This window comes from Terribacillus sp. FSL K6-0262, assembly GCF_037977385.1.
In the GTDB taxonomy this organism is placed as follows: domain Bacteria; phylum Bacillota; class Bacilli; order Bacillales; family Amphibacillaceae; genus Terribacillus.
Window position 1 is genome coordinate 2,055,686 of record NZ_CP150277.1, and the last position, 19,876, is coordinate 2,075,561.

Genomic DNA, 19,876 nt, shown 5'->3' on the forward strand with positions numbered 1-19,876 from the left:
ATAAGCAGGCAAAACCTAAATTATATTCCGTGAGCAGAGACGACTCTGTGTCCGGGGTGTAGTTTGGGTTTTTTTGTGTATCAAAAACCCGCAGCTTATCAAAAAAAGGATAAAGGCGGCACCCTTTATCCTCATCATAATATCCCCGAATGGAGGGTCTATCATGAACCATCGTAAAACAGCAGAAGAGATTTTGCAATTGGTAGGCGGAGAATCAAATGTACAAAGTGTCATCCATTGCATGACACGGCTTCGCTTCAACCTGTATGACAACAGCAAAGCCGATCGGAAAAGCTTGGAGCAGGTGGATGGTGTACTTGGTTCCAACATAAGCGGCAGCCAGTTCCAGCTGATCATCGGCAATGAGGTCCCGAAGGTTTATAAGGAGATCATCGCCAATAGCAGTTTAAGTGAAGCGAAGAGTGGAGAAGGCGAATCGAAGCAAAAGAAAAATGTGATCAGCTCGATTTTTGATGTCATTTCCGGCGTGTTCACACCGATCCTGCCAGCCATCGCTGGTGCGGGTATGATCAAGGGTATCACGGCCCTGCTGCTGACCATGGGTGTACTGCAGGAGTCTTCCCAAACGTATCAAATCCTGACGGTCATCGGAGACGGTGCATTCTACTTCCTGCCGATCTTGCTTGCTATCAGTGCAGCACGTAAGTTTGGGTCCAATCCTTATGTGGCTGCTGCCATAGGAGCGGCAATCCTGCACCCGACGCTGACTGCCATGTTCGCAGAGGGTGGGGGCATCTCCTTTGTCGGATTGCCTGTAACGATAGCAACCTATTCATCTACGGTTATCCCGATCCTGCTGGCTATCTGGATTGCGTCTTATGTAGAGAAATGGGTTGACCGTATCACACATGCTTCCTTGAAGCTGATCGTTGTTCCGACAGTAACCTTATTGGTTGTCGTTCCGGTCACTTTGATTACGGTAGGACCTCTTGGTGCAATCATTGGTAACTATTTATCCTCAGGTATGAATTTCATGTTTGAGAATGCAGGCATCGTTGCTACCATTCTGCTTGCAGGTACGTTCTCACTTATTATCATTACCGGGATGCATTATGCTTTTACACCAGTCGTCATCAATAGTATTGCAGTGAATGGTTTTGACTACATCATCCCTGCGATGTTCCTTGCCAATTTCGGTCAAGCTGGTGCGGCTTTTGCGGTTGCCCTGAAATCGAAAAATAAGAAATTTAAATCATTGTCTTTTACAACGGCATTGACTGCAGTGATGGGTGTTACCGAACCAGCCATGTATGGGGTCAATATGAAGCTGAAGAAACCATTCGTCGCTGCACTGATAGGGGCTGCAATAGGCGGAGTCCTTTATGGTATTGCGGATGTCAAAGCTTATATAGTAGCGGGAATCGTTGGAATTCCGGGTATTCCAGTTTTGATTGGTCCTGAAATCGTGTTTGCCTTGCTTGGGCTCTTGCTGGCATTCGTTGCAGCTGCTGCGGTTACATGGATCATGGGATTTGAAGATGTGCTGGAAGCAACGGAAGAAAACACAATAGAAAAAGCATCCGAAGATACTGCTGAAGAAACAGAATCAGAGAAAGCATCGGAAGTCATTTCCAGCCCTCTGACAGGAGAGGTTCGACCGCTTGCAGAAGTAAGTGATCCGACATTTGCGCAGGAGATCATGGGTAAAGGGGCGGCCATCTTCCCGACGAAAGGCGAGGTTGTATCTCCGGTAGATGGTGAAGTAGTTACACTCTTTGCAACAAAACATGCCATTGGTTTGAAAAGTGCAAGTGGTGCCGAAGTACTGATCCATGTCGGGGTCGATACAGTGAAATTGAATGGGGAACATTTCACAGCTCATATTGCTTCAGGTGAACAGGTCAAAAAAGGCCAGAAGCTTGTTTCCTTTGATATGGAGGCCATCCAGGCTGCAGGCTTCGACTTGATCACGCCCGTCATTATCACGAACACTGCTGAGTATGAGGATATTTCTTCCCTGGCAGACGGCCCCGTCGGAGCAGGACAAGCACTGCTGGATTTGGCAGCGCCTGCGGCCACTTCAAAAGAAGCATCTTAAATTATAAAAGGAGAGATAAACATGACAAAGCAAACAGCATTTCCACAAGGATTCCTATGGGGCGGCGCAACAGCTGCCAACCAGATGGAGGGCGGATTCCATGAAGGCAATAAAGGACTGAATATTGCGGATGTACTTCCAGGCGGAAAAGAGCGTCTGCGCATCTTGGCAGAGCCAGGATTTGATTTCGAAATCGATACGGAGAAATACACCTATCCGAACCACGAAGCAATCGACTTCTATCATCGTTATAAAGAAGATATTGCACTATTTGCAGAGATGGGCTTCAAAGTATTCCGGATGTCCATAGCCTGGACTCGTATTTTCCCAAATGGCGATGAACTGGAGCCGAATGAAGAAGGGCTTGCGTTCTATGATCGCGTATTCGATGAGCTGCATAAGCACGGTATTGAGCCGGTCGTAACGATTTCCCACTATGAGATGCCGGTCAATTTGGTGAAAGAATACGGCGGCTGGAAGAACCGGGAAGTGATCACTTTCTTTGAGCGTTACGCCAAGACTGTGCTTGATCGCTATAAAGATAAAGTGAAATATTGGATGACATTCAACGAGATCAATAGCGGCCTTATCATGCCGATCATGAGCCTTGGTTTCTCCATCCAGCCTGGGGAGCACAAGTATCAATCCGTTGTGCAAGGGCTTCACCATCAGTTTGTGGCCAGTGCGAAAGCAGTCCAGTACTGCCATGAAGTGAATCCGGATGCGCAGATCGGCTGTATGATCATTTATGCACCGGTATATGCATATGACAGCAATCCGGAAAACGTCTTCTATGCCGATCAGGAAGCGCGTCTGTTCAACAACTATTGTGGGGACGTGATGGTCCGGGGTGCTTATCCAGCCTTTGCAAAACGATTCTTCAAGGAACAAGGGGTCCAGCTGCAAATAGAGGAAGGCGATTTGGAAACGATCCAAGCAGGAACGGTGGACTATATCGGCTTCAGCTACTATATGTCCCGGACGGAAAAAGCTCAAAAGAGTGAAGAGGAACTGGCGCAGGGGAATATCATGTCCGGCGTGAAGAATCCATTCCTCAAAGCAAGCGACTGGGGCTGGGAAATCGATCCCCTCGGGCTGCGCATTGCATTGAATGACATGTATGATCGCTACCAGGTGCCGTTGTTCATTGTGGAAAACGGACTCGGTGCGTATGATGAAGTAGAAGCAGACGGCAGCATCAACGATGATTACCGCATCGATTATCTGCGCGATCATATCAAAGCGATGGAAGAAGCCATCGAGGATGGCGTGGACTTAATGGGATATACCAGCTGGGGCTGCATCGACTTGGTAAGTGCTTCTACAGGGGAGTATTCCAAGCGATATGGTTTCATCTATGTCGATAAGCATGATGATGGAAGCGGGACATTGGAGCGGAGCCGGAAGAAATCGTTCCATTGGTATAAAAATGTAATTGAGACGAATGGGGCAGAGCTGTAAAAAATAAAAAAGACCTTATCCAATCGACTTGGATAAGGTCTTTTCCTATTCCATCTTGAATTTGAGGAATAATTCGTTATAACGAGACAGGTTTTCCTGTCCGAGGTTTTCATAAACTTCCAGACGATCTGTCAATTCAGGGGATGGATAGAAGCGTTCATCATTCACCATCTCCTGGGGCATATATTGCAAGGCTTCCTTATTCGGTGTGGAGTAGCTGACATATTCGGTATTTTGCGCTGCAATCTTTGGATCGAGCATAAAATTGATGAATTTATGTGCAGCGTCGACATTCTTGGCAGTTTTCGGGATGACCATATTATCGAACCATAGATTGGAGCCTTCCTCTGGGACGACATAGTCAAGATCCTCGTTTTCTGCCATGATCTCCGAAGCATCCCCGGACCACGTTATCCCGATCGACACTTCCCCGGATGCCATCAGCATTTTATTTTCATCCCCAAGCAGAGCCCGGACATTCGGCTTCAGGCTCACTAGTTTGTCATAGGCTTCCTGCAAGTGGGCGGGGTCTGTATCGTTAAGGGAATAATGAAGGCTGTTCAGCCCCATCCCGATGATCTCGCGTGCACCATCGATGAGCACGATCTGATTCTTGAGGGCAGGATCCCATAGGTCCTCCCAGCTGTCGAATGTCATACCGCCCAATTGCTTGCTGTTATAAACGATGCCGACAGTTCCCCAGAAATAAGGTACGGAATATTCGTTTCCGGGATCGAAAGGCAGATCCATGAACCGGGAATCGATATTTTTCAGGTTCGGGATCTTGCTGTGATCAATCGGAAGCAGCAAATCCTCTTCCTTCATCTTTTCGATCGTATACTCGGAAGGAACAGCGATATCATAGCTTGTTCCGCCTTGCTGTATCTTTGTCATCATCGCCTCATTCGAATCGAACGTTTCATAGACGACCGTGATGCCTGTTTCTTTTTCGAATTCGTCAATAACAGCCGGATCGATATAGTCGCCCCAGTTATACACGGTAAGTGTATTGCCGCCTGAGTAGCCTTGGGAGGCATTGAGGCGGGAGATGGTGACGAGCAGTATAGCGCTCACAGCAATGATCACAACGGCTAGACGCATCAGCTGCTTCATTTGAGCACCTCCAGATCAGGTGATTTCCTGCCGCGGCGGGTGATCAGATGATAGATGACGACAATCAGCATCGTAACGAGGAAGATGATCGTCGAAAGGGCATTGATGGATAATGATATTCCTTGTCTGGCAAGGGAATAAATCTCGACAGACAATGTGGTGAACCCATTTCCTGTCACAAAGAATGTTACAGCGAAGTCATCCAGTGAGTAGGTAAGCGCCATGAAAAAGCCGGCGAATATACCGGGAGTTATATAAGGAATCACCACTTTCGTGATCACCTTCCAGCGTGAGGCGCCAAGATCTCTTGCTGCATCAAGAAGGGAAGGACTCATCTCGGATAGCTTCGGCAATACCATCAAGACGACAATCGGGATACTGAAGGCGATGTGCGACAGCAGCACCGAATAGAACCCAAGCTGGATACCGGCGATGGTAAATAGGATCAGGAAGGATGCACCGATGATGACATCCGGACTCACGATCAAGATGTTGTTCAATGACAATAAGGCATTCTTTGTCCTGCCGGATCGAATCTTATAGATCATCATCGCACCAAGCACACCGATGATCGTTGAAATCAAAGCGGAGAGCAGGGCGATCACGATTGTGTTCAAAACAATGATCAAAAGCCGGGTATCTTGAAACAGCTCCTTATACCAATCGAATGTAAAGCTCTCGAAATCATACATATTGCCACCGCTGTTGAAAGAATAAAATATCAAGTAAAAGATAGGTAAATACAGCAGCGCAAACATGACGATCAAAAAAATCCGTGATAGGGGAGAAAGTCTCTTATCCACGTGCTTTCCTCCTTTTCGTTCCTGTTGCGAACATGATGATGAACATGAAAATGATCAGGAAGACAGCAATCGTCGATCCCATCCCCCAATTCTGTGTGACCAGGAATTGCTGCTCGATTGCCGTGCCGAGTGTGATGACTTGGCTGCCGGCGATAAGCCGTGTCAGCATGAATAAGGATAGGGCTGGAATGAACGTGATCTGACAGCCTGCTTTCACACCGTCGATCGTCAATGGGAATACGATTCGGCGGAAGGTCGTCCATCGTGATGCTCCCAGATCATTCGCTGCATCCAGATAAGTTGGATTCAGCTTATCCAGGGCATTGAAAATCGGCAGGATCATGAACGGAATGAAAATATAGACAGATACGAAGACAAAGCTGAAATCAGTAAAAAGGATATCCTTGGATCCGATTCCGATCGCTTCCAGTACTTTATTGGCCATACCATACGTACCAAAGATGCCGAGGAAAGCATAAGCCTTCAGCAATAGGTTGATCCAGCTTGGCACGATGATCAATAATAGCCATAATTGCTTATGCTTCAGCTTTGTCAGCAAGTAAGCTGTAGGATAAGCAAATAGCAAGGTGATCAGTGTAATCAGGAATGCATACCAAAAAGAGCTCAATGTCATCTCCAAATAGATGGGTGTAAAGAAATTACGGTAATTGGTCAATGAAAAGCTGCCGTCGATGTCCTGGAAAGAATAATACAGCACCAACAGGATCGGGGCGATGACAAAAAAGGCAATCCAAATGACATAGGGAATCGTATACAGATTGCGAGTCGTCTTATTCTCCATCGTCGTACGCCTCTAGTCGTTTATCGAATTCTTCTTCCGTCTCATTCAGACGCATGACGTGGATGGCCTCCGGCTCAAAGGCTAATCCGATTTCCTCTCCGACGACAGCTTTCTTCGTGGAATGCACAAGCCATTCGTTACCAGCTTCATCATAGCTGGAGATTTCATAATGGACCCCGCGAAATAGCTGGGAATCGACTGTGACGCGCAGGTTTCCTTCTTCTGCGCTTGTTATATGCAAATCTTCCGGGCGGATGACAATTTCGACGGGTTCATTCGGCTGCAGACCCTGGTCTACACAGGCAAAGCGTTTGCCGGTGAACTCCACCTCATAATCCCGGATCATCCGTCCATCAACAATGTTTGATTCTCCGATAAAGTCGGCCACGAAACGGTTGATCGGTTCATCGTATATATCCGTTGGTGTGCCGCTTTGTTCTATTTTCCCGCTGTTCAGGACGAAAATCTCATCCGAGAGAGCAAGCGCTTCTTCCTGGTCATGCGTCACGAAGATGAATGTGATGCCGAGACGCTGCTGCATCTCGCGTAATTCATACTGCATCTCCGTACGCAGCTTCAAGTCCAGTGCGGATAGGGGCTCATCCAGCAAAATCACTTCCGGTTCGTTCACGACAGCACGTGCGATGGCGACACGCTGACGCTGTCCGCCGGACATTTCGCTGATTTCCCGCTTTTCATAGCCAGCCAGGTTGACGAAACGCAATGCTTCCTTCACTTTCTCATCGATCTGCTTCTGAGGCATCTTTTTGATGCGCAGGCCAAAAGCCACGTTTTCATATACATTCAGATGAGGAAACAGGGCATAATCCTGGAATACAGTGTTTACAGATCTTTTGTTGGCCGGAATTTTATTCAATGGTTTCCCGTCGAACAGCATCTCTCCGGAAGTGGGTTCTGTAAACCCTGCAATCAGACGTAAGATGGTCGTTTTCCCGCACCCGGAAGGACCCAGGAGGGTATAGAACTTGCCGCGCTCGATTTCGAAGCTGACATTGTCCAAAACAGTGGTATCTTTATCGTACTGCTTCATTACATTGTGGAATTGAATGATCGGTTTCTTTGTCATTGTCATCTCCCTTGTTTCTTTTCCGTATTTTTGATCCTAAAAATCTTGACGTACCATTATACGACATAAGAAGGCATATTGAATAGAACTTTTTCATATGGAACTTTTTAGAGTATGATGCGTATATGTATGAAACCAAGTATGGATAGAGAGGACGGACACTATGTCTGCAACAAGAACCATGAAACTTATTACAGGAATCATGGAAGCCATTTTGGCTGTTCCTGTACTCGGAGGACTTATCATTTTATCGAATGGCTGGATGCCGCTGGTCATCATGCTGATTCTGCATATCATCACCCTTGTGCTTGCTGTGCAGGTCAAAGGACCGCTTGCCGGCAGCATCATGGGGATTGTAGCCTCCTGCCTGGGCTGGATACCTTTCGTTGGCTGGATGCTGCACGCAGCAGCAGCGGTCGTTTTGCTGATAGAGTCCTTCTCCGGAAGGCTGCAGCGCCAATAGTGGCATACCCAAAGGGAAAAGACTGCCATTCGTCTTTTGGCAGTCTTTTATTATGCGGCCATGGATCGGCAAGCGTCGGCACAGGCAAAGCACGCATCTGCACAATCCTGGCAATGCTGTACATCATGCTGTCTGCATATTTCGCCGCAGGCTTGGCATATTTCTGCACATAATGTACAAATTTGCTCGGCAAACGGACTGCTGCGCTGCATCGACTGGATTGCAAATGCGCACATATCCGCACATTCACGATCCATCCGGATGCAATTGGCCATCGTCTTCACATCATCTTCCAGCAGACAGGCATCATAGCATGCATTGCAGGCTTTCATGCATGTCAGGCAAGCTTGGATGCAATTCTCATAATCTGTATTCATGATTGAAATCTCCTCCTTATCTGGAATATTTCCCTGAGGGGTCCGATCAATAACATTTCATAAGAAAAAGCGACATTTGAGCATGTCGCTTTTTTTCTGGACTAATATGGAAATGGAGGGGATGGAGGTGTCAGGAAGGAAGCACCCCAGCGTGTTCCGCCTTTGCAGGAATCCTCGCACTCGCATTTCTCATGTTTTTTTTCGTCTTTTTTGCAAGGATCGTGATCTTTGCATTTATACTTGCGCTTGGTTTTCTTTTCAGGTTCGTAATAACCCATCAAATCCATCATACTCACCACCTTTCCAATCATAGCATATGAGGAAACAGTGAAACGGGCACGGCGGATATAAAGAGAGGATAAGCGGGAACGAACTGCCTATCCTCTGATTTTAATCGGCAAAGGCAAGGCCATTGAAGCTTTCTGGCCCGACTCGGACAGTCCCGATTAGGTTTGCTGATATGAATGCTGTATATGTCAGCTGTCCGCTTGTTGGTGGAGGGACGTTGATGTCCGAACCGATAAAAGTGAAGGCCTGAGGTCCCAGAATTTCCAAATCCAAGTTGGAAGAGGCTGAGAAAACGACTGGATCTGTCGGCTGTGTACCTCGCACGATTGTGACGGTGATGGTGGTCAGTACAGGCAATAGGGGGAGCTGGACTGTAATGATGCCGTTTAACTGTACTCTGATAGGTGATGTGGCTTCTGTGGTTATCAGACCGATTTGTCCAAACACTTGGGGTGTCCCGATCAATATTGGAGCAGAGAAGGAGTTGGAAGTACTGGCGTTCTGGGATGTTCTTGCATCGAGCAGTATTGTCATGAAATGTCCTCCTTTCGCATCGAGATACTATATTATATGAGTCCTTCTCCGTTATGAAAGGGACAGCCATCTTGAAAAAGAAATTTGCTGCCTCTACTATAATGCCAGTGCCTTTTTATATAACTCGACAGTGTTCATGCCCATATTGACCAGCGACCATTGCTGTTCGGCCCAGAGCTTTGCTTGGCTGCCCAACTGCCGGCGAAGCGAATCATCCTGGAGCAAGCGGTGAAGCTGCTGGGCCAGGCTGTTTGGATTGCCTGCCTCGGAAAGCAGGCCCGTCACTCCTTCCTGCACCATTTCAGGAAGTCCGCCGGCATCGCTGACGACTGTCGGGATGCCGCATAGCTGGGCTTCTATGACAGAATACGGCTGTGTATCCTGTAAGCTTGGCAGAACAAAGATATCAGATGATTCAAGAAAGTCTTTTACATTAGGTACAGAACCCAGCAGCTTTATTTCAGAGGAGAGGCCGGCTTCTTTTATTTGATTTTTGAGTTGTTTTGCGGCGTCGCCTTTGCCGAGTATCCAGCATTCCCAATCCGAGGTGGAAGCTTTTAGCTGTTTTAAGGCTTCTATTAAAATATGCACGCCTTTTAATTGCACCAGTCTCCCGGCAAATAAGATGGTCGGCTTTGTCTTGGCGGGGATATTGTCCAGCTGTTTCGGACTTTTATGAAAGGCGTCTATATCTATGCCGTAAGGAAACTGTACAAATCTTGCGTCCGGGATAGTATGCTGCTGTATGAGCTTGGTTTTCGTTATAGCTGCAGGTATGTGGATGAACTCACTCACATGACAACCGATATGCTCCAAATGAACGTTGTATTGGTATTCGAAGCTTTCGTGAAGTTCATCGGTTGATAGATCGGGATGACGCCCCAGGATGGCCAATGCTATCTCCTTCGACAAATAGCCATGGATACTTGTCACCACTGGGATGTGGGAAGGCTTCACACGATCCATTGCCAATGCTGAAATGACGTCTTGGGCATGGACGATGTCATACTTGGAGAGATCGAGTGTCAGAGCTGTCAATTCCATACAATATCTCAGGACTTCTGTGAGGTAAATCGAGGTATAGGATTCCAGCTTCGGATAGGCGGTTCCCAATTTTTCTTCGATGATGGGTTTGACATCGGCCACTTTAAAGGGCGCTTGCTGTCCGATGATGCGGTATTCCGATAGCGTTTCATCCTGGGCCAGTATATCGACTTCATGTCCCAATCTTGTCAATTCATTCTGGAGATTTTGAACAACCGTCCACAATCCCCCGACATACGGAAGCGGATAATAGGAAACGAGCAGTATTTTCATATTCATCAGCCTCCTAGTTTGTTTTGCCGTAGCGCATCATCAGGGGGAGAAGCCGGGCATCTGGAATGCGATAACCTGGCGGGGCAAGTTTTATTAATCCGGCAAGTTGTTTTTCATTCATGATCATTGCTCCTTTTTACTAAAATGTAGCGTATTTTTCCAAGTATTCATCTAAAATCGGACGGTAATGTCCTTCGATGGTTTTCATTTCATGCAGTATTTGGGGCTGGAATCTTGATGTTCCGGATTCTTCATGCGAACGGAATTGGATGAGTGCCTGATCGATATAATGCATATGGAAGCCATTTAGCAGGATCCGGAACCACATATCATAATCGTGCGTGTACAAGAATCCCGGATTGAATTTGCCAACTTTATCGAATATTTCTTTTTGAATCAGGGTGGTGCAGCCATTGACTGGGTTTTCCATACGGAAAGATTCATAAACTTCCTTTGCGTTGTTCAAAGGACTAAAGCGTTTGCCGCACCAAGGAATGAATACCTGATTATCTTTATCAATCAGATGGTAGTTGGAAAAGCTGACCAATGAATGGTTGGCAGTCATATAGTCCATTTGCATTTGAATCTTATGCGGAAGGAATATATCATCAGAGCTTAGCCATGCCACATATTCCCCGGCGGCATGCTCAATCCCATGGTTGAGCGCAGTTGCTGTTCCTCCATTTTCTTTCCGCAGGTAAGTTATATAATTCAGATAAGGTCTGATTTTATCGACTTCCTGTGTGGAGCCATCGTCAACCACGATTACCTCTATATTGGGATAAGTCTGATCCAAGGCGCTCTGGATGGCGAAAGGGACATATTTATCATTGAAAAAAGGAATGATGATCGTTACTTTCGGAAGCATTGCTGCTCCTCCTATTTAACATATTTTTTCAACCTGCGTGCATATACATGAAATGGATATTGCACGCCTACTAAAGGAGGCAGGATATGAAAGTATTATTTGTATTTTATGTGCCAAGCGGCGGGGTGGAAACACTCAATCGACAGAGAAGAGCTGCCTTGGAATTGGAGGGCATCTCTTCACATTTCCTGTATTATGAAAAACGCCGTGAATTAGTGAATGATCACGGAGCTCCGTTATATATAACCAATGAAGATACAGATATAAAGCAAATATTCGATAGTAATGATTTTGATGCAGCTATCATAACTTCCGATTTTTTAAGCTTCCCTCGTTTCCGGCGGCTGGGCTTCAAGGGGAAGCTTATCTTGGAAGCTCAAGGATTCGGTCCTAAGGAAAATGCATATTTACAGTTGCAGATGGCAGTTCCGATCGTGAGGAATTATGCTAATGCATTGCTGCATCCGATGACGGAGCACATTGCTGAAATTTACCAGCAGCTGTATCCGGCAACCCCGACCTTTGGTTTTGATATTTGCTTTGATTCGGATGAATTTGCGTATATGCCTGGCATCACCTCGGAAAAGCCGATCATTGCTTGGGTGGGCAGGCTGGAGGATAACAAGAACTGGCGTGAATTCCTTCTGATATGTCATAAACTCATTTCTGAATATCGGACTGATTTGCAATTTTATATGTTCCATGATCCATCTTTGGCTGCACCAAGCGAACTTTTCGCATTTGAACAGATGTTGGACAGCCTGCAGCTGAGGAATCATCTGTCCATATTCCCGGATGTTCCACATGAGGATATGCCCTATTATTTCTCCATGATCGGTGATTCTGGAGGATTTTTATTGGCAACTTCCAAAGTGGAAAGTGCAGGGTATGCAGTCATCGAAGCCATGAGCTGCAGCTGTCCTGTACTGACAACAGACTCGGATGGTGTCCGCCGGGCCATCATTCATAACCAGACAGGTAAATATTATGAGCTGGGCAATCTGGATTCGGCGCTGGCAGAGACGAAGGAATTGATGGCGAACATGGATCAGCGGACCTTTATCCGGGAAAATGCACTCCGGCATATCAAAGAAAGATTCAGTTATGAAAATTATGCAGCTTCTTTTAAACAAATGCTGTTAAAACTAGGTGTTCAGGATAGGAGTAATGGATAAATTTGCTTCTGTTCCTCCAGCATGTCTCGAAAGCCGGGTACAGCATAAGCAGGCGACTGTCTTGTATTCACAATCGACCGATCCAGCACGTGTGCGGCATCCGGAACAATTCGGATGTCGTCTTTTTGGTAGATTTCCTTGATCAGCTGCAGCAGGTCGTGTTTATTGATCTTTTCGTCCGGACATAGATGGTAAAGGCCGCTCGTCTGCTTTTGGATGAAGAAATCCACTGCCTTTGCCAATTCGAGTGTTGTCACTCCATTCCAGTAGACCCTTTCAAATCCTTTGATCTCACCGCTTTGACTCATGAACCAATGGAAAAGCCCTATGCCATTCCTTCTTAGTTCCGGTCCGATGATGGAGGTGCGAATGGTCAGATGCGGGTGTGATGTTATTTCTCCAAGCTGCTTGGATTGTGAATATACGGAAGTTCCATCGCGAAAGTCCGTCTCTTTGTATTGACCGGTTTTACCCGAGAAAACGCAATCGGTACTGAGTTGGATCAAGCGTCCATTTTTTCTTTCCATGAATGCCGCCAGCTGGTGAGGGAGCAGGCTGTTGACGCGGAAGGCCAGAAGCGGATTCTGCTCGGCTGCATCGTTAAGGATCCCGATGCAATTGATGACAATAGCTGGTTCAAGCGTATTTATCAGTTTCTCCAATGCTGGAGTATCTACGGCATCGAGGTAGATGCTGCTTTTATCCGTACGATCGCGGGAAGTGTAATGAACATCGTAATCCGGCTGTTTGCGCAGGTACTTATATATGACATGCCCCGCCATACCATTCCCGCCGAGGACGAGTATCTTCATTAAATAAAACCACCCTTGACCAGCATGCTTTTGATTTCCTCATGTGACAGCAGGTTCTGGCTGGAATTGTAATCGGTGATCTCGACTTTTTTATAGTCCTTGTAGTAATCCGTTATTTCTTTTGTCTTCACATCGGGCAGGATGACAAAGTAGCGGTCGTCATAAACAATTGCGGAATGGCTCTCGTTGACGGTCAAGAGCAGCTCGTGGATTTTTTCCCCGGGGCGGATCCCCGATATTTCGAATTCGACATCCGATGCACCTGATGCCTCTGACAGGACTTTTGCGAGATCGGTAATTTTGATCGCCGGCATTTTCATGATGAATATTTCCCCGCCGACAGCTTCGAAGGTCGCTTTGAACACCAGTTTGATGGCATCCTCCACTGTAAGGAAAAATCGCGTCATCTCTGGATCGGTGATACCGATTTTGTTTTTTTGCCGGATGGCTTTTTTGAAGACATGGATGACGCTGCCATTTGTGCCGAGAACATTACCGCCGCGGATGCAAACAAAGGTCGTATTCGCATGGAGTTTGTTGGCATGGGTGATCAATCGTTCTCCCATAGCTTTGGACAGGCCATAGAAGTTGGCGGGATCGGATGCCTTATCGGTCGAAATATAGATTACTTTATCGATATTATGATGAATGGCAGCATCAATGACATGCTGTGTTCCTATGACATTCGTTTTAAGAGCTTCCAATGGCTGGTCTTCACAAACAGGCACATGCTTAAGTGCTGCTAGATGGAATAAGTAATCCACGCCTTCCGTTGCTTCGATCAAGGCCTCGCGATCACGGATATCCCCGATTTTGAAATGCAGTTTCGGGTTATTGTCAAATTCCTGCTTCATGGTGAATTGATGTGATTCATTACGGGAGAAGATGCGGATTTCCTTCGGACGATGCAGAAGGAGCTGCTTGACAAGTTCATACCCCCAAGAACCTGTACCCCCCGTAATGAAAATCGTTTTATCCTTAAACAATTTCCAAACCTCCTAAAATAATTTTGATCACTTTGTCAGAAACGTATCGGTCTGCATATCCTTCAGGAAACTCCCAATCTTTCGAGGCTGATGCCATGATGACAGCAGAACGCTCGATTGCTTTTGCATCGATGCCCGATATGATATTGCTTCCGCAAGCAACCGTTTCTGGCCGTTCTGTCGTCCTGCGCACGGTCACTGTCGGAACATGGAACAGACAGCATTCCTCCTGGACGGTGCCGCTATCCGTAAGTGCCAGCAGAGCCTGCTGTTCAAGTGCGACAAAATCGAAGAAGCCAAAGGGCTCATGAAATTCCACAAGCGGACTCCATGTCATATCCTTTAATTGTTCGATTTTCGATCGTGTACGAGGATGGATGCTGCAAATCATACGTTTATTCAGTTTTTCTGCCGCGGTACTCAGTCCATTCATAATGGTCCGCAGCCTGTCAGGGTGATCGACATTCTCTGCCCGATGTATCGTCGTCAGCAAGTATTGCTGCTTCTTCAGCTTAAGCTCTTTTAAGATGCGGCTTTTTTGGATGCTGGGTCTGTAATGGTGCAATACCTCAAATATGGGATTTCCCGAGACGACAATGCGATTAGCCGGCAGTCCCTCCCGCAGCAGATTTTCCCTGCTTCCAGGTGTATAAGGAAGGTTAAGGCTGGAAATTGCATCGATGACGCGCCTGTTTTTCTCCTCTGGAACCTCCAAGTCAAAGCATCGATTGCCTGCTTCCATGTGCACGACAGGGATATGCATCCGTTCTGCAAGCAAGGCACTCAACGCGCTGTTCGTATCCCCGAGTACAAGGACTTTTTCCGGTTTCTCCGTCTCCAGTATGGTTTCCAATTCCTTATACATCGTGGCTAATTGTTCCCCTAAACTCTGCTGACTTTGGGAGAGGATGTAATCGGGTTTCCTGATCTGCATTTCTTGAAAAAAAACATCGCTCAAGTTGGAGGTGTAATTCTGCCCGGTGTGAACCAGGACGTGATCTGCCAGCAAATCCAGCTTCTTGATGATGATGGATAGCCGGATTATTTCAGGTCGTGTTCCTAAGACAGTTAAAATCTTCACAAATAACCTCCTTTAAAACCGCCATATTCCTTCCAAGCGTATTTTCGTTGATTAGTATATGGCTGCTTAAGAAAAGGGATTGGATATAAGCACAGGATGACATTTTTTACTTTGAGCAATAACAAAGAAGCATGCTCCTCATATACTGGCTTTGGAAAGGATGATGAAAGTGCCGAATAAAATACCGACGCGATTATATGGCAGAGCAGCAGTGAACTCCCGGGGAGGCGGTACAATCTGGGGAGGGGCATTCTCGGCAAGCAGGGGCTTCCCTGTCCCGTTTCCATCTTCGGTCAAGAAAAAGCCAGAGTTGGAGGAGAAAGTGCATGAGTCTGCAGAAAATATGGTATCTCCAGTCCAAGAAGCGGTTCCCGGAGCCGGGCAGCCGGCCGTGGATCCGGTGTCCGCTTTCAGCCCGCTTATCAGCGCCCCTGTAAGTGATGCAGCATCCGTAATCAGCCCGGCTGTAAGTGAACCGGCAAGTGACGCAGCGCCAAGCCATTCAGCAGCCGGAAGCATACCTGCACCATTCGTGGACAGTGCGAATCCTCCAGCTGCCGGAAGTACAGACATACATGCCGAAGGATCGTTGCCAGAAGTCCGGGAAGCAGTTGCACCACCGCCGCTTGTTCCGGCAACGCCAGCTCCTTTTCAGCCTGATCATGTGCATGGCTATAGAACAGAAGTCAATGCGGATGGTACAAGGTCCATTCAGATAAACAGCAGCAGGATCACCATACCGGACCTGGATATCCTGGCTGCTATACCGGGTTGATCCGAGGCTTCCTGTCAAGCAGGAAGCTTTTTTATGGCAAGCACATGATCCGTTATCTGCCATATACTGTTTAAAGCTTATGGCAGGACGTTTTTTATAAGGTATTGGAGGTTATTGAAATGAAAATTTTATTGGCGACCTATTGGTCTATTCCGCATCTTGGCGGCGTTTGGAATTATGTTTCCCAGCTGAAGCGCAGATTGGAGGAGTTGGGCCATAGTGTCGATATCATGGGGTATGGCGGAGAGAATACCTATGTCCAGCTCTCCGGAAACGATCAGGTCATCCCGAAGGATCGCTGGTCTTCTTATATATACAGCATCTTGAAGAAAGACAGCTTTCCGAAGGTGTATCAGAATCACCTGGTAGAGTACACAGAAATACAGCGTTACACGTATGAGCTGGCTGCAGCGGAATTCGGACTTGATAAATATGACATCATCCATACACATGATGTCATTTCCACGGTGGCATTGGATAGGGCGCGGCCTAAAGATATCCCGCTTATTGCCACGCTGCATGGATTGGTTTCCCATGAGATACGTCATCAGCTTGAGACGATCCATAAGTCCCCGACATCTGAACTTGCACGGGCATATTTCGATCAGATCGAAAGCTTGGGTGCATCCAGTGCGGATGTGACGATCGTTGCGAATGATTGGCTCCAGCAGATTTTATCCGAAGAATTCGGAGTACCTGAAGACCAATTTGAAAAGCAGCATTATGGATTCTCCATAGAATCTTTCCTGGAAAAGCAAGCCAAACCAACTACGATACAGACACCTCCGGATAAGAAGATAATAGTTTATGCTGGCAGGCTCATTGAATTAAAGGGTGTGGATTACCTTATTGAGTCACTGGCTTCCATGAAAGATCGTGATGACTGGGTATGCTGGATTTTAGGGGAAGGTAATCGGAAGCAGCATCTTCAAGCCCTTGTGACTTCTGCAGGCTTGCATGATAAGGTGCTTTTTCTAGGTAAACGGGAAGATGTCCCTGTCCTTTTGAAACTGGCGGATATTTGTGTACTCCCAAGCCTCATGGATAATCAGCCGCTCAGTGTGATTGAAGCACAGATTAGCGGAAAAGCTGTCATCGTATCCGATGCAGGCGGGTTGCCGGAGATGGTTGATCATGGCGTTACTGGTTTGATTGTGCCGAAGGCTGATTCTGCAGCTTTACAGAGTGCAATGGAAACCTTGCTGGATGATGAGGCATATCGAAAGGTCCTGGGCGAGCAGGCGAGCGAATGGGGGAAGCAGCACTGGTCGATGGAAGCTGGCGTGGACCGGCTTTTGGAAATCTATAAAAGATTTGCGCCGGACAGCTGATGGGGGAGGTCAAAGATGAAGGTGATGGTGACAGGAGGAGCAGGATTCATTGGCTCTCACCTTGTAAAAAAATTACTGCATGAACGGCATGAAATACTTGTTTTGGATGATCTTTCTGCAGGCGATGAATCGAATTTGCCGCAGGAAGTGAAGCTTTTTCAATTTGATGTGAAAAGCGCAGATGCATATCGCGTAGTCTTGGAAGAGCAGCCTGATATCATGTTTCATCTTGCTGCTCAGGCAGATGTGACAAAAAGCATCCTTGCACCAGTACAGGATGCAGATGTAAATATCGGCGGTACCATTAATATGCTGGAAGCAAGCCGGACATCCGGCGTTAAGAAATTCATCTTTGCCTCTACTTCCGCCGTCTACGGCAATATCCAAAAGCACATCGTCAAAGAAGAGGATGTTCCTGAACCCATCTCCTATTATGGATTGTCCAAACTTTCAGCTGAGAAATACATTCAGCTATTCCATCGATTCTATCAGCTCCCCTATACCATCCTGCGTTATGGAAATGTTTACGGCCCTGGTCAGAAGCCGAAGGGCGAGGGTGGTGTTGTGGCAGTTTTCCTGGAAAAATTGATGCGCAAAGAACCTATCATGATCCACGGGGATGGCACTCAATCCAGAGATTTCATTTTTGTGGAAGATATCGTGTCTGCCAATATAGCCGCCATGCAGCAAAAGGAGAGCGGCATGTATCATGCAAGTACAGGAATGAGCCATTCCATCTTGGATCTAGTGGAATGCTTCAGACGGATAGATCCCTCCTTGGTTCATGAATTCACACGGAGCCGGAATGGGGATATCACGCATAGCTGTCTTTGCAATGATAAAGCAATCAGTCATTTAAAATGGAAGCCGATCATCGATCTTGCAAGCGGTATCCATGAAACATGGTATCGATCGTAATTTTCCGGCAATTGGACAGTTTGCTCTTTCGAAATGATCGGCAGATGAATCTATATATTAGGAGGGAAGATTGCGAAAGGGGTTAAATGCTGTGGGAAACGAATTAATAAAGGGCGGCTATGATGCAGTATTCAGTCTGGGAGATTTATGCCTTGGGGCGATCCAAATGAAAAAGAATAATCTCCGGCCATTTTCCGGTCCGCTTGATTGGATGGGCACGCCCCTGCTTACAAGCGTAATACAACTGTTTGAAAAGCGATTCAGCGATTTCATGCTGCTGGAGAATCTGCGCATTGTTGGATATGCGACGGATAAAATGCTTCTGGTATCGGATGACAGGAACCTCGTCATGTCAAATCACGACTTCGATACGGCTAATAATAGCTTGAACCAGCTTACGGCATATCCCAGCGTAAAAGAAAAGCTGGATCGCAGGGTGAATCGGCTGTTGGATAGACTGATGACAGCCCAGCGAATATTGTTCGTCAGGACGAATGCAACCCTTGAAGATACAGCGGAGCTTCAGCGGGTCCTGCGTTCCATCATTGCAAATGATTTTCGGATTCTGGTCGTAAATCATGGTCCTGTTTCCGGGATTGTGGAAAAACACTGGCCTATCGATGATGTGTATAGTGTGGAGCTTCCGGACGGGGAGATATGGGAAGGGAATAATGCTTTGTGGGCACAGTTATTTCAGGATGTCCACCTTATCTGACAGGAGGTACGTATGAGTAAGCGTATTTTGATTACGGGAGCCAGCGGCTTCACTGGTCAGCATGCAGTACGGCACTTTCTGAAGAAAGGCTGCATCGTCCATGCAGTGATTCGGCGTACAAAGCTGGATATCGTTCAAGAGGCACTGCATATTCACCCGCTTGACCTGAGTGATAAGGAAGCCGTCCATCGGCTGCTGGAAGCTGCAAAACCAGACTATATCCTGCATCTGGCAGGAGAGAATAGTGTACCGGAATCCTGGGAAACACCATACAAAAGCTGGCAAGCAAATGTGGGATCGACCCTTCATCTTGTCGAAGCAGTTCGGGCGCTTGGGCTACCGGCGCGCTTGGTGATTGCTGGAAGTGTACTGCAGGATGAGCTGGACAGGGCAGCATCGCCGACTCATCCATACAGTCTCACCAAGACAATGCAGACGACGGTCGGGCTGGCCTGGCATAATTTATTTCAAATCGATGTGATGATTGCCAAGCCATCCAATATAATAGGTCCGGGCGTTTCGAATGGCGTCTGTACGCAATTTGCGAAGCAACTGAGACAGCATCAAGAAACGGGGAAAACGCTATTTCGGATTGGCAATGCGGCTGTGACGCGGGACTTTATCGATGTACGGGATTTGGTGGAGGCTTATGAGACATTATTTCTTGATGGAGAATCCGGGGAAACGTATGAAATTACGTCCGGACGCTGGGTATCGTTGGGAGAGGTGCTGTCTGTTTTCCGTACAGTGAGCAAATTTGACTTTACCATTCACACGGAAACGGAAGAGGCAATGGAAATAAAGCTGCCGATGAAGGCGGAAAAAATAAGGGCTCTTCGCTGGCAGCCGAATCATTCCTTGGAATCATCTTTGGCGGATGTATGGGAATATACTGCACAGCTGTAGAATGT

Annotated in this window: 20 protein-coding genes; 9 read left to right on the top strand and 11 right to left on the bottom strand. The window is 46.9% G+C overall.

Annotated features, from left to right (window positions below; genetic code table 11):
* Positions 1-163 precede the first annotated feature (163 nt).
* Complete coding sequence (locus MHI54_RS10625; protein WP_095214437.1) at positions 164-2,059, top strand: beta-glucoside-specific PTS transporter subunit IIABC; 1,896 nt, start codon at positions 164-166, stop codon at positions 2,057-2,059.
* Positions 2,060-2,080: 21 nt separating this feature from the next.
* Complete coding sequence (locus tag MHI54_RS10630; RefSeq protein WP_340081449.1) at positions 2,081-3,520, top strand: glycoside hydrolase family 1 protein; 1,440 nt, start codon at positions 2,081-2,083, stop codon at positions 3,518-3,520.
* Between the two features lie 45 nt (positions 3,521-3,565).
* Here MHI54_RS10630 and MHI54_RS10635 read toward each other — a convergent pair whose 3' ends face one another.
* From MHI54_RS10635 to MHI54_RS10650, 4 genes are read right to left on the bottom strand one after another with little or no spacing between them, the layout of a single operon-like run.
* Positions 3,566-4,633 carry an ABC transporter substrate-binding protein gene (locus MHI54_RS10635; RefSeq protein ID WP_340081451.1) on the bottom strand — a complete coding sequence of 356 codons (1,068 nt, stop codon included), beginning with the start codon at positions 4,631-4,633 and terminating at the stop codon, positions 3,566-3,568.
* Positions 4,630-5,436 carry an ABC transporter permease gene (locus MHI54_RS10640; protein WP_095214434.1) on the bottom strand — a complete coding sequence of 269 codons (807 nt, stop codon included), beginning with the start codon at positions 5,434-5,436 and terminating at the stop codon, positions 4,630-4,632. Before MHI54_RS10640 ends, MHI54_RS10635 begins: the two co-directional genes overlap by 4 nt.
* The gene (locus MHI54_RS10645; protein ID WP_340081452.1) at positions 5,429-6,238 is read right to left on the bottom strand and encodes an ABC transporter permease; all 810 of its coding nucleotides are present in this window, start codon (positions 6,236-6,238) and stop codon (positions 5,429-5,431) included. Before MHI54_RS10645 ends, MHI54_RS10640 begins: the two co-directional genes overlap by 8 nt.
* Positions 6,228-7,325, bottom strand: a complete 1,098-nt coding sequence (locus MHI54_RS10650) for an ABC transporter ATP-binding protein (protein ID WP_095214432.1) — start codon at positions 7,323-7,325, stop codon at positions 6,228-6,230. The genes MHI54_RS10645 and MHI54_RS10650 overlap by 11 nt, the downstream gene beginning before the upstream one ends.
* Before the next feature lie 163 nt (positions 7,326-7,488).
* On the opposite strand from MHI54_RS10650, the gene MHI54_RS10655 reads away from it, so the two are divergent.
* Positions 7,489-7,788, top strand: a complete 300-nt coding sequence (locus tag MHI54_RS10655; RefSeq protein WP_340081453.1) for a hypothetical protein — start codon at positions 7,489-7,491, stop codon at positions 7,786-7,788.
* Between the two features lie 50 nt (positions 7,789-7,838).
* Here MHI54_RS10655 and MHI54_RS10660 read toward each other — a convergent pair whose 3' ends face one another.
* From MHI54_RS10660 to MHI54_RS10675, 4 genes are all read right to left on the bottom strand, one after another.
* On the bottom strand, positions 7,839-8,165 hold the full coding sequence (locus MHI54_RS10660; protein WP_095214430.1) for a four-helix bundle copper-binding protein: 327 nt from the start codon (positions 8,163-8,165) through the stop codon (positions 7,839-7,841).
* Between the two features lie 390 nt (positions 8,166-8,555).
* Complete coding sequence (locus MHI54_RS10665; RefSeq protein ID WP_095214428.1) at positions 8,556-8,987, bottom strand: hypothetical protein; 432 nt, start codon at positions 8,985-8,987, stop codon at positions 8,556-8,558.
* Between the two features lie 96 nt (positions 8,988-9,083).
* On the bottom strand, positions 9,084-10,310 hold the full coding sequence (locus MHI54_RS10670; protein WP_095214427.1) for a glycosyltransferase family 4 protein: 1,227 nt from the start codon (positions 10,308-10,310) through the stop codon (positions 9,084-9,086).
* Between the two features lie 133 nt (positions 10,311-10,443).
* The gene (locus MHI54_RS10675) at positions 10,444-11,172 is read right to left on the bottom strand and encodes a glycosyltransferase (RefSeq protein ID WP_095214426.1); all 729 of its coding nucleotides are present in this window, start codon (positions 11,170-11,172) and stop codon (positions 10,444-10,446) included.
* 86 nt (positions 11,173-11,258) lie between these two features.
* Between MHI54_RS10675 and MHI54_RS10680 the strand changes: the two genes are divergently transcribed.
* A complete protein-coding gene (locus tag MHI54_RS10680) occupies positions 11,259-12,347 on the top strand; it encodes a glycosyltransferase family 4 protein (protein ID WP_095214425.1) in 1,089 nt (362 codons plus the stop codon).
* Here MHI54_RS10680 and MHI54_RS10685 read toward each other — a convergent pair.
* Genes MHI54_RS10685 through wecB form a run of 3 tightly spaced genes read right to left on the bottom strand, consistent with a single transcriptional unit; the run spans position 12,326 to position 15,226 of the window.
* Positions 12,326-13,159: an SDR family oxidoreductase gene (locus tag MHI54_RS10685; RefSeq protein ID WP_095214424.1), complete on the bottom strand. Its 834-nt coding sequence runs from the start codon at positions 13,157-13,159 to the stop codon at positions 12,326-12,328. The two genes, MHI54_RS10680 and MHI54_RS10685, sit on opposite strands and share 22 nt — an antisense overlap.
* A complete protein-coding gene (locus MHI54_RS10690) occupies positions 13,159-14,145 on the bottom strand; it encodes a polysaccharide biosynthesis protein (protein ID WP_095214423.1) in 987 nt (328 codons plus the stop codon). Before MHI54_RS10690 ends, MHI54_RS10685 begins: the two co-directional genes overlap by 1 nt.
* On the bottom strand, positions 14,138-15,226 hold the full coding sequence (wecB, locus tag MHI54_RS10695) for a UDP-N-acetylglucosamine 2-epimerase (non-hydrolyzing) (protein ID WP_095214422.1): 1,089 nt from the start codon (positions 15,224-15,226) through the stop codon (positions 14,138-14,140). Before wecB ends, MHI54_RS10690 begins: the two co-directional genes overlap by 8 nt.
* A 169-nt stretch (positions 15,227-15,395) precedes the next feature.
* Here wecB and MHI54_RS10700 point away from each other — a divergent pair, with 169 nt between their 5' ends.
* The 5 genes from MHI54_RS10700 (at position 15,396) to MHI54_RS10720 (ending at position 19,871) form a co-directional block, all read left to right on the top strand.
* On the top strand, positions 15,396-16,001 hold the full coding sequence (locus MHI54_RS10700; protein ID WP_340081454.1) for a hypothetical protein: 606 nt from the start codon (positions 15,396-15,398) through the stop codon (positions 15,999-16,001).
* 119 nt (positions 16,002-16,120) lie between these two features.
* Complete coding sequence (locus tag MHI54_RS10705) at positions 16,121-17,332, top strand: glycosyltransferase family 4 protein (protein WP_095214420.1); 1,212 nt, start codon at positions 16,121-16,123, stop codon at positions 17,330-17,332.
* Positions 17,333-17,347: 15 nt separating this feature from the next.
* A complete protein-coding gene (locus MHI54_RS10710) occupies positions 17,348-18,250 on the top strand; it encodes an NAD-dependent epimerase/dehydratase family protein (protein WP_095214419.1) in 903 nt (300 codons plus the stop codon).
* A gap of 91 nt (positions 18,251-18,341) precedes the next feature.
* Complete coding sequence (locus MHI54_RS10715) at positions 18,342-18,965, top strand: DUF1796 family putative cysteine peptidase (RefSeq protein ID WP_095214461.1); 624 nt, start codon at positions 18,342-18,344, stop codon at positions 18,963-18,965.
* Between the two features lie 12 nt (positions 18,966-18,977).
* Complete coding sequence (locus MHI54_RS10720) at positions 18,978-19,871, top strand: NAD-dependent epimerase/dehydratase family protein (RefSeq protein ID WP_095214418.1); 894 nt, start codon at positions 18,978-18,980, stop codon at positions 19,869-19,871.
* Positions 19,872-19,876: the final 5 nt, after the last annotated feature.

Coding starts and splice junctions, on each gene's coding strand:
- MHI54_RS10625 (WP_095214437.1), top strand. CDS start 164: ATGAACCATCGTAAAACAGCAGAAGAGATTTTGCAATTGGTAGGCGGA.
- MHI54_RS10630 (WP_340081449.1), top strand. CDS start 2,081: ATGACAAAGCAAACAGCATTTCCACAAGGATTCCTATGGGGCGGCGCA.
- MHI54_RS10635 (WP_340081451.1), bottom strand. CDS start 4,633: ATGAAGCAGCTGATGCGTCTAGCCGTTGTGATCATTGCTGTGAGCGCT.
- MHI54_RS10645 (WP_340081452.1), bottom strand. CDS start 6,238: ATGGAGAATAAGACGACTCGCAATCTGTATACGATTCCCTATGTCATT.
- MHI54_RS10650 (WP_095214432.1), bottom strand. CDS start 7,325: ATGACAAAGAAACCGATCATTCAATTCCACAATGTAATGAAGCAGTAC.
- MHI54_RS10655 (WP_340081453.1), top strand. CDS start 7,489: ATGTCTGCAACAAGAACCATGAAACTTATTACAGGAATCATGGAAGCC.
- MHI54_RS10660 (WP_095214430.1), bottom strand. CDS start 8,165: ATGAATACAGATTATGAGAATTGCATCCAAGCTTGCCTGACATGCATG.
- MHI54_RS10665 (WP_095214428.1), bottom strand. CDS start 8,987: ATGACAATACTGCTCGATGCAAGAACATCCCAGAACGCCAGTACTTCC.
- MHI54_RS10670 (WP_095214427.1), bottom strand. CDS start 10,310: ATGAATATGAAAATACTGCTCGTTTCCTATTATCCGCTTCCGTATGTC.
- MHI54_RS10675 (WP_095214426.1), bottom strand. CDS start 11,172: ATGCTTCCGAAAGTAACGATCATCATTCCTTTTTTCAATGATAAATAT.
- MHI54_RS10680 (WP_095214425.1), top strand. CDS start 11,259: ATGAAAGTATTATTTGTATTTTATGTGCCAAGCGGCGGGGTGGAAACA.
- MHI54_RS10685 (WP_095214424.1), bottom strand. CDS start 13,159: ATGAAGATACTCGTCCTCGGCGGGAATGGTATGGCGGGGCATGTCATA.
- MHI54_RS10705 (WP_095214420.1), top strand. CDS start 16,121: ATGAAAATTTTATTGGCGACCTATTGGTCTATTCCGCATCTTGGCGGC.
- MHI54_RS10710 (WP_095214419.1), top strand. CDS start 17,348: ATGAAGGTGATGGTGACAGGAGGAGCAGGATTCATTGGCTCTCACCTT.
- MHI54_RS10720 (WP_095214418.1), top strand. CDS start 18,978: ATGAGTAAGCGTATTTTGATTACGGGAGCCAGCGGCTTCACTGGTCAG.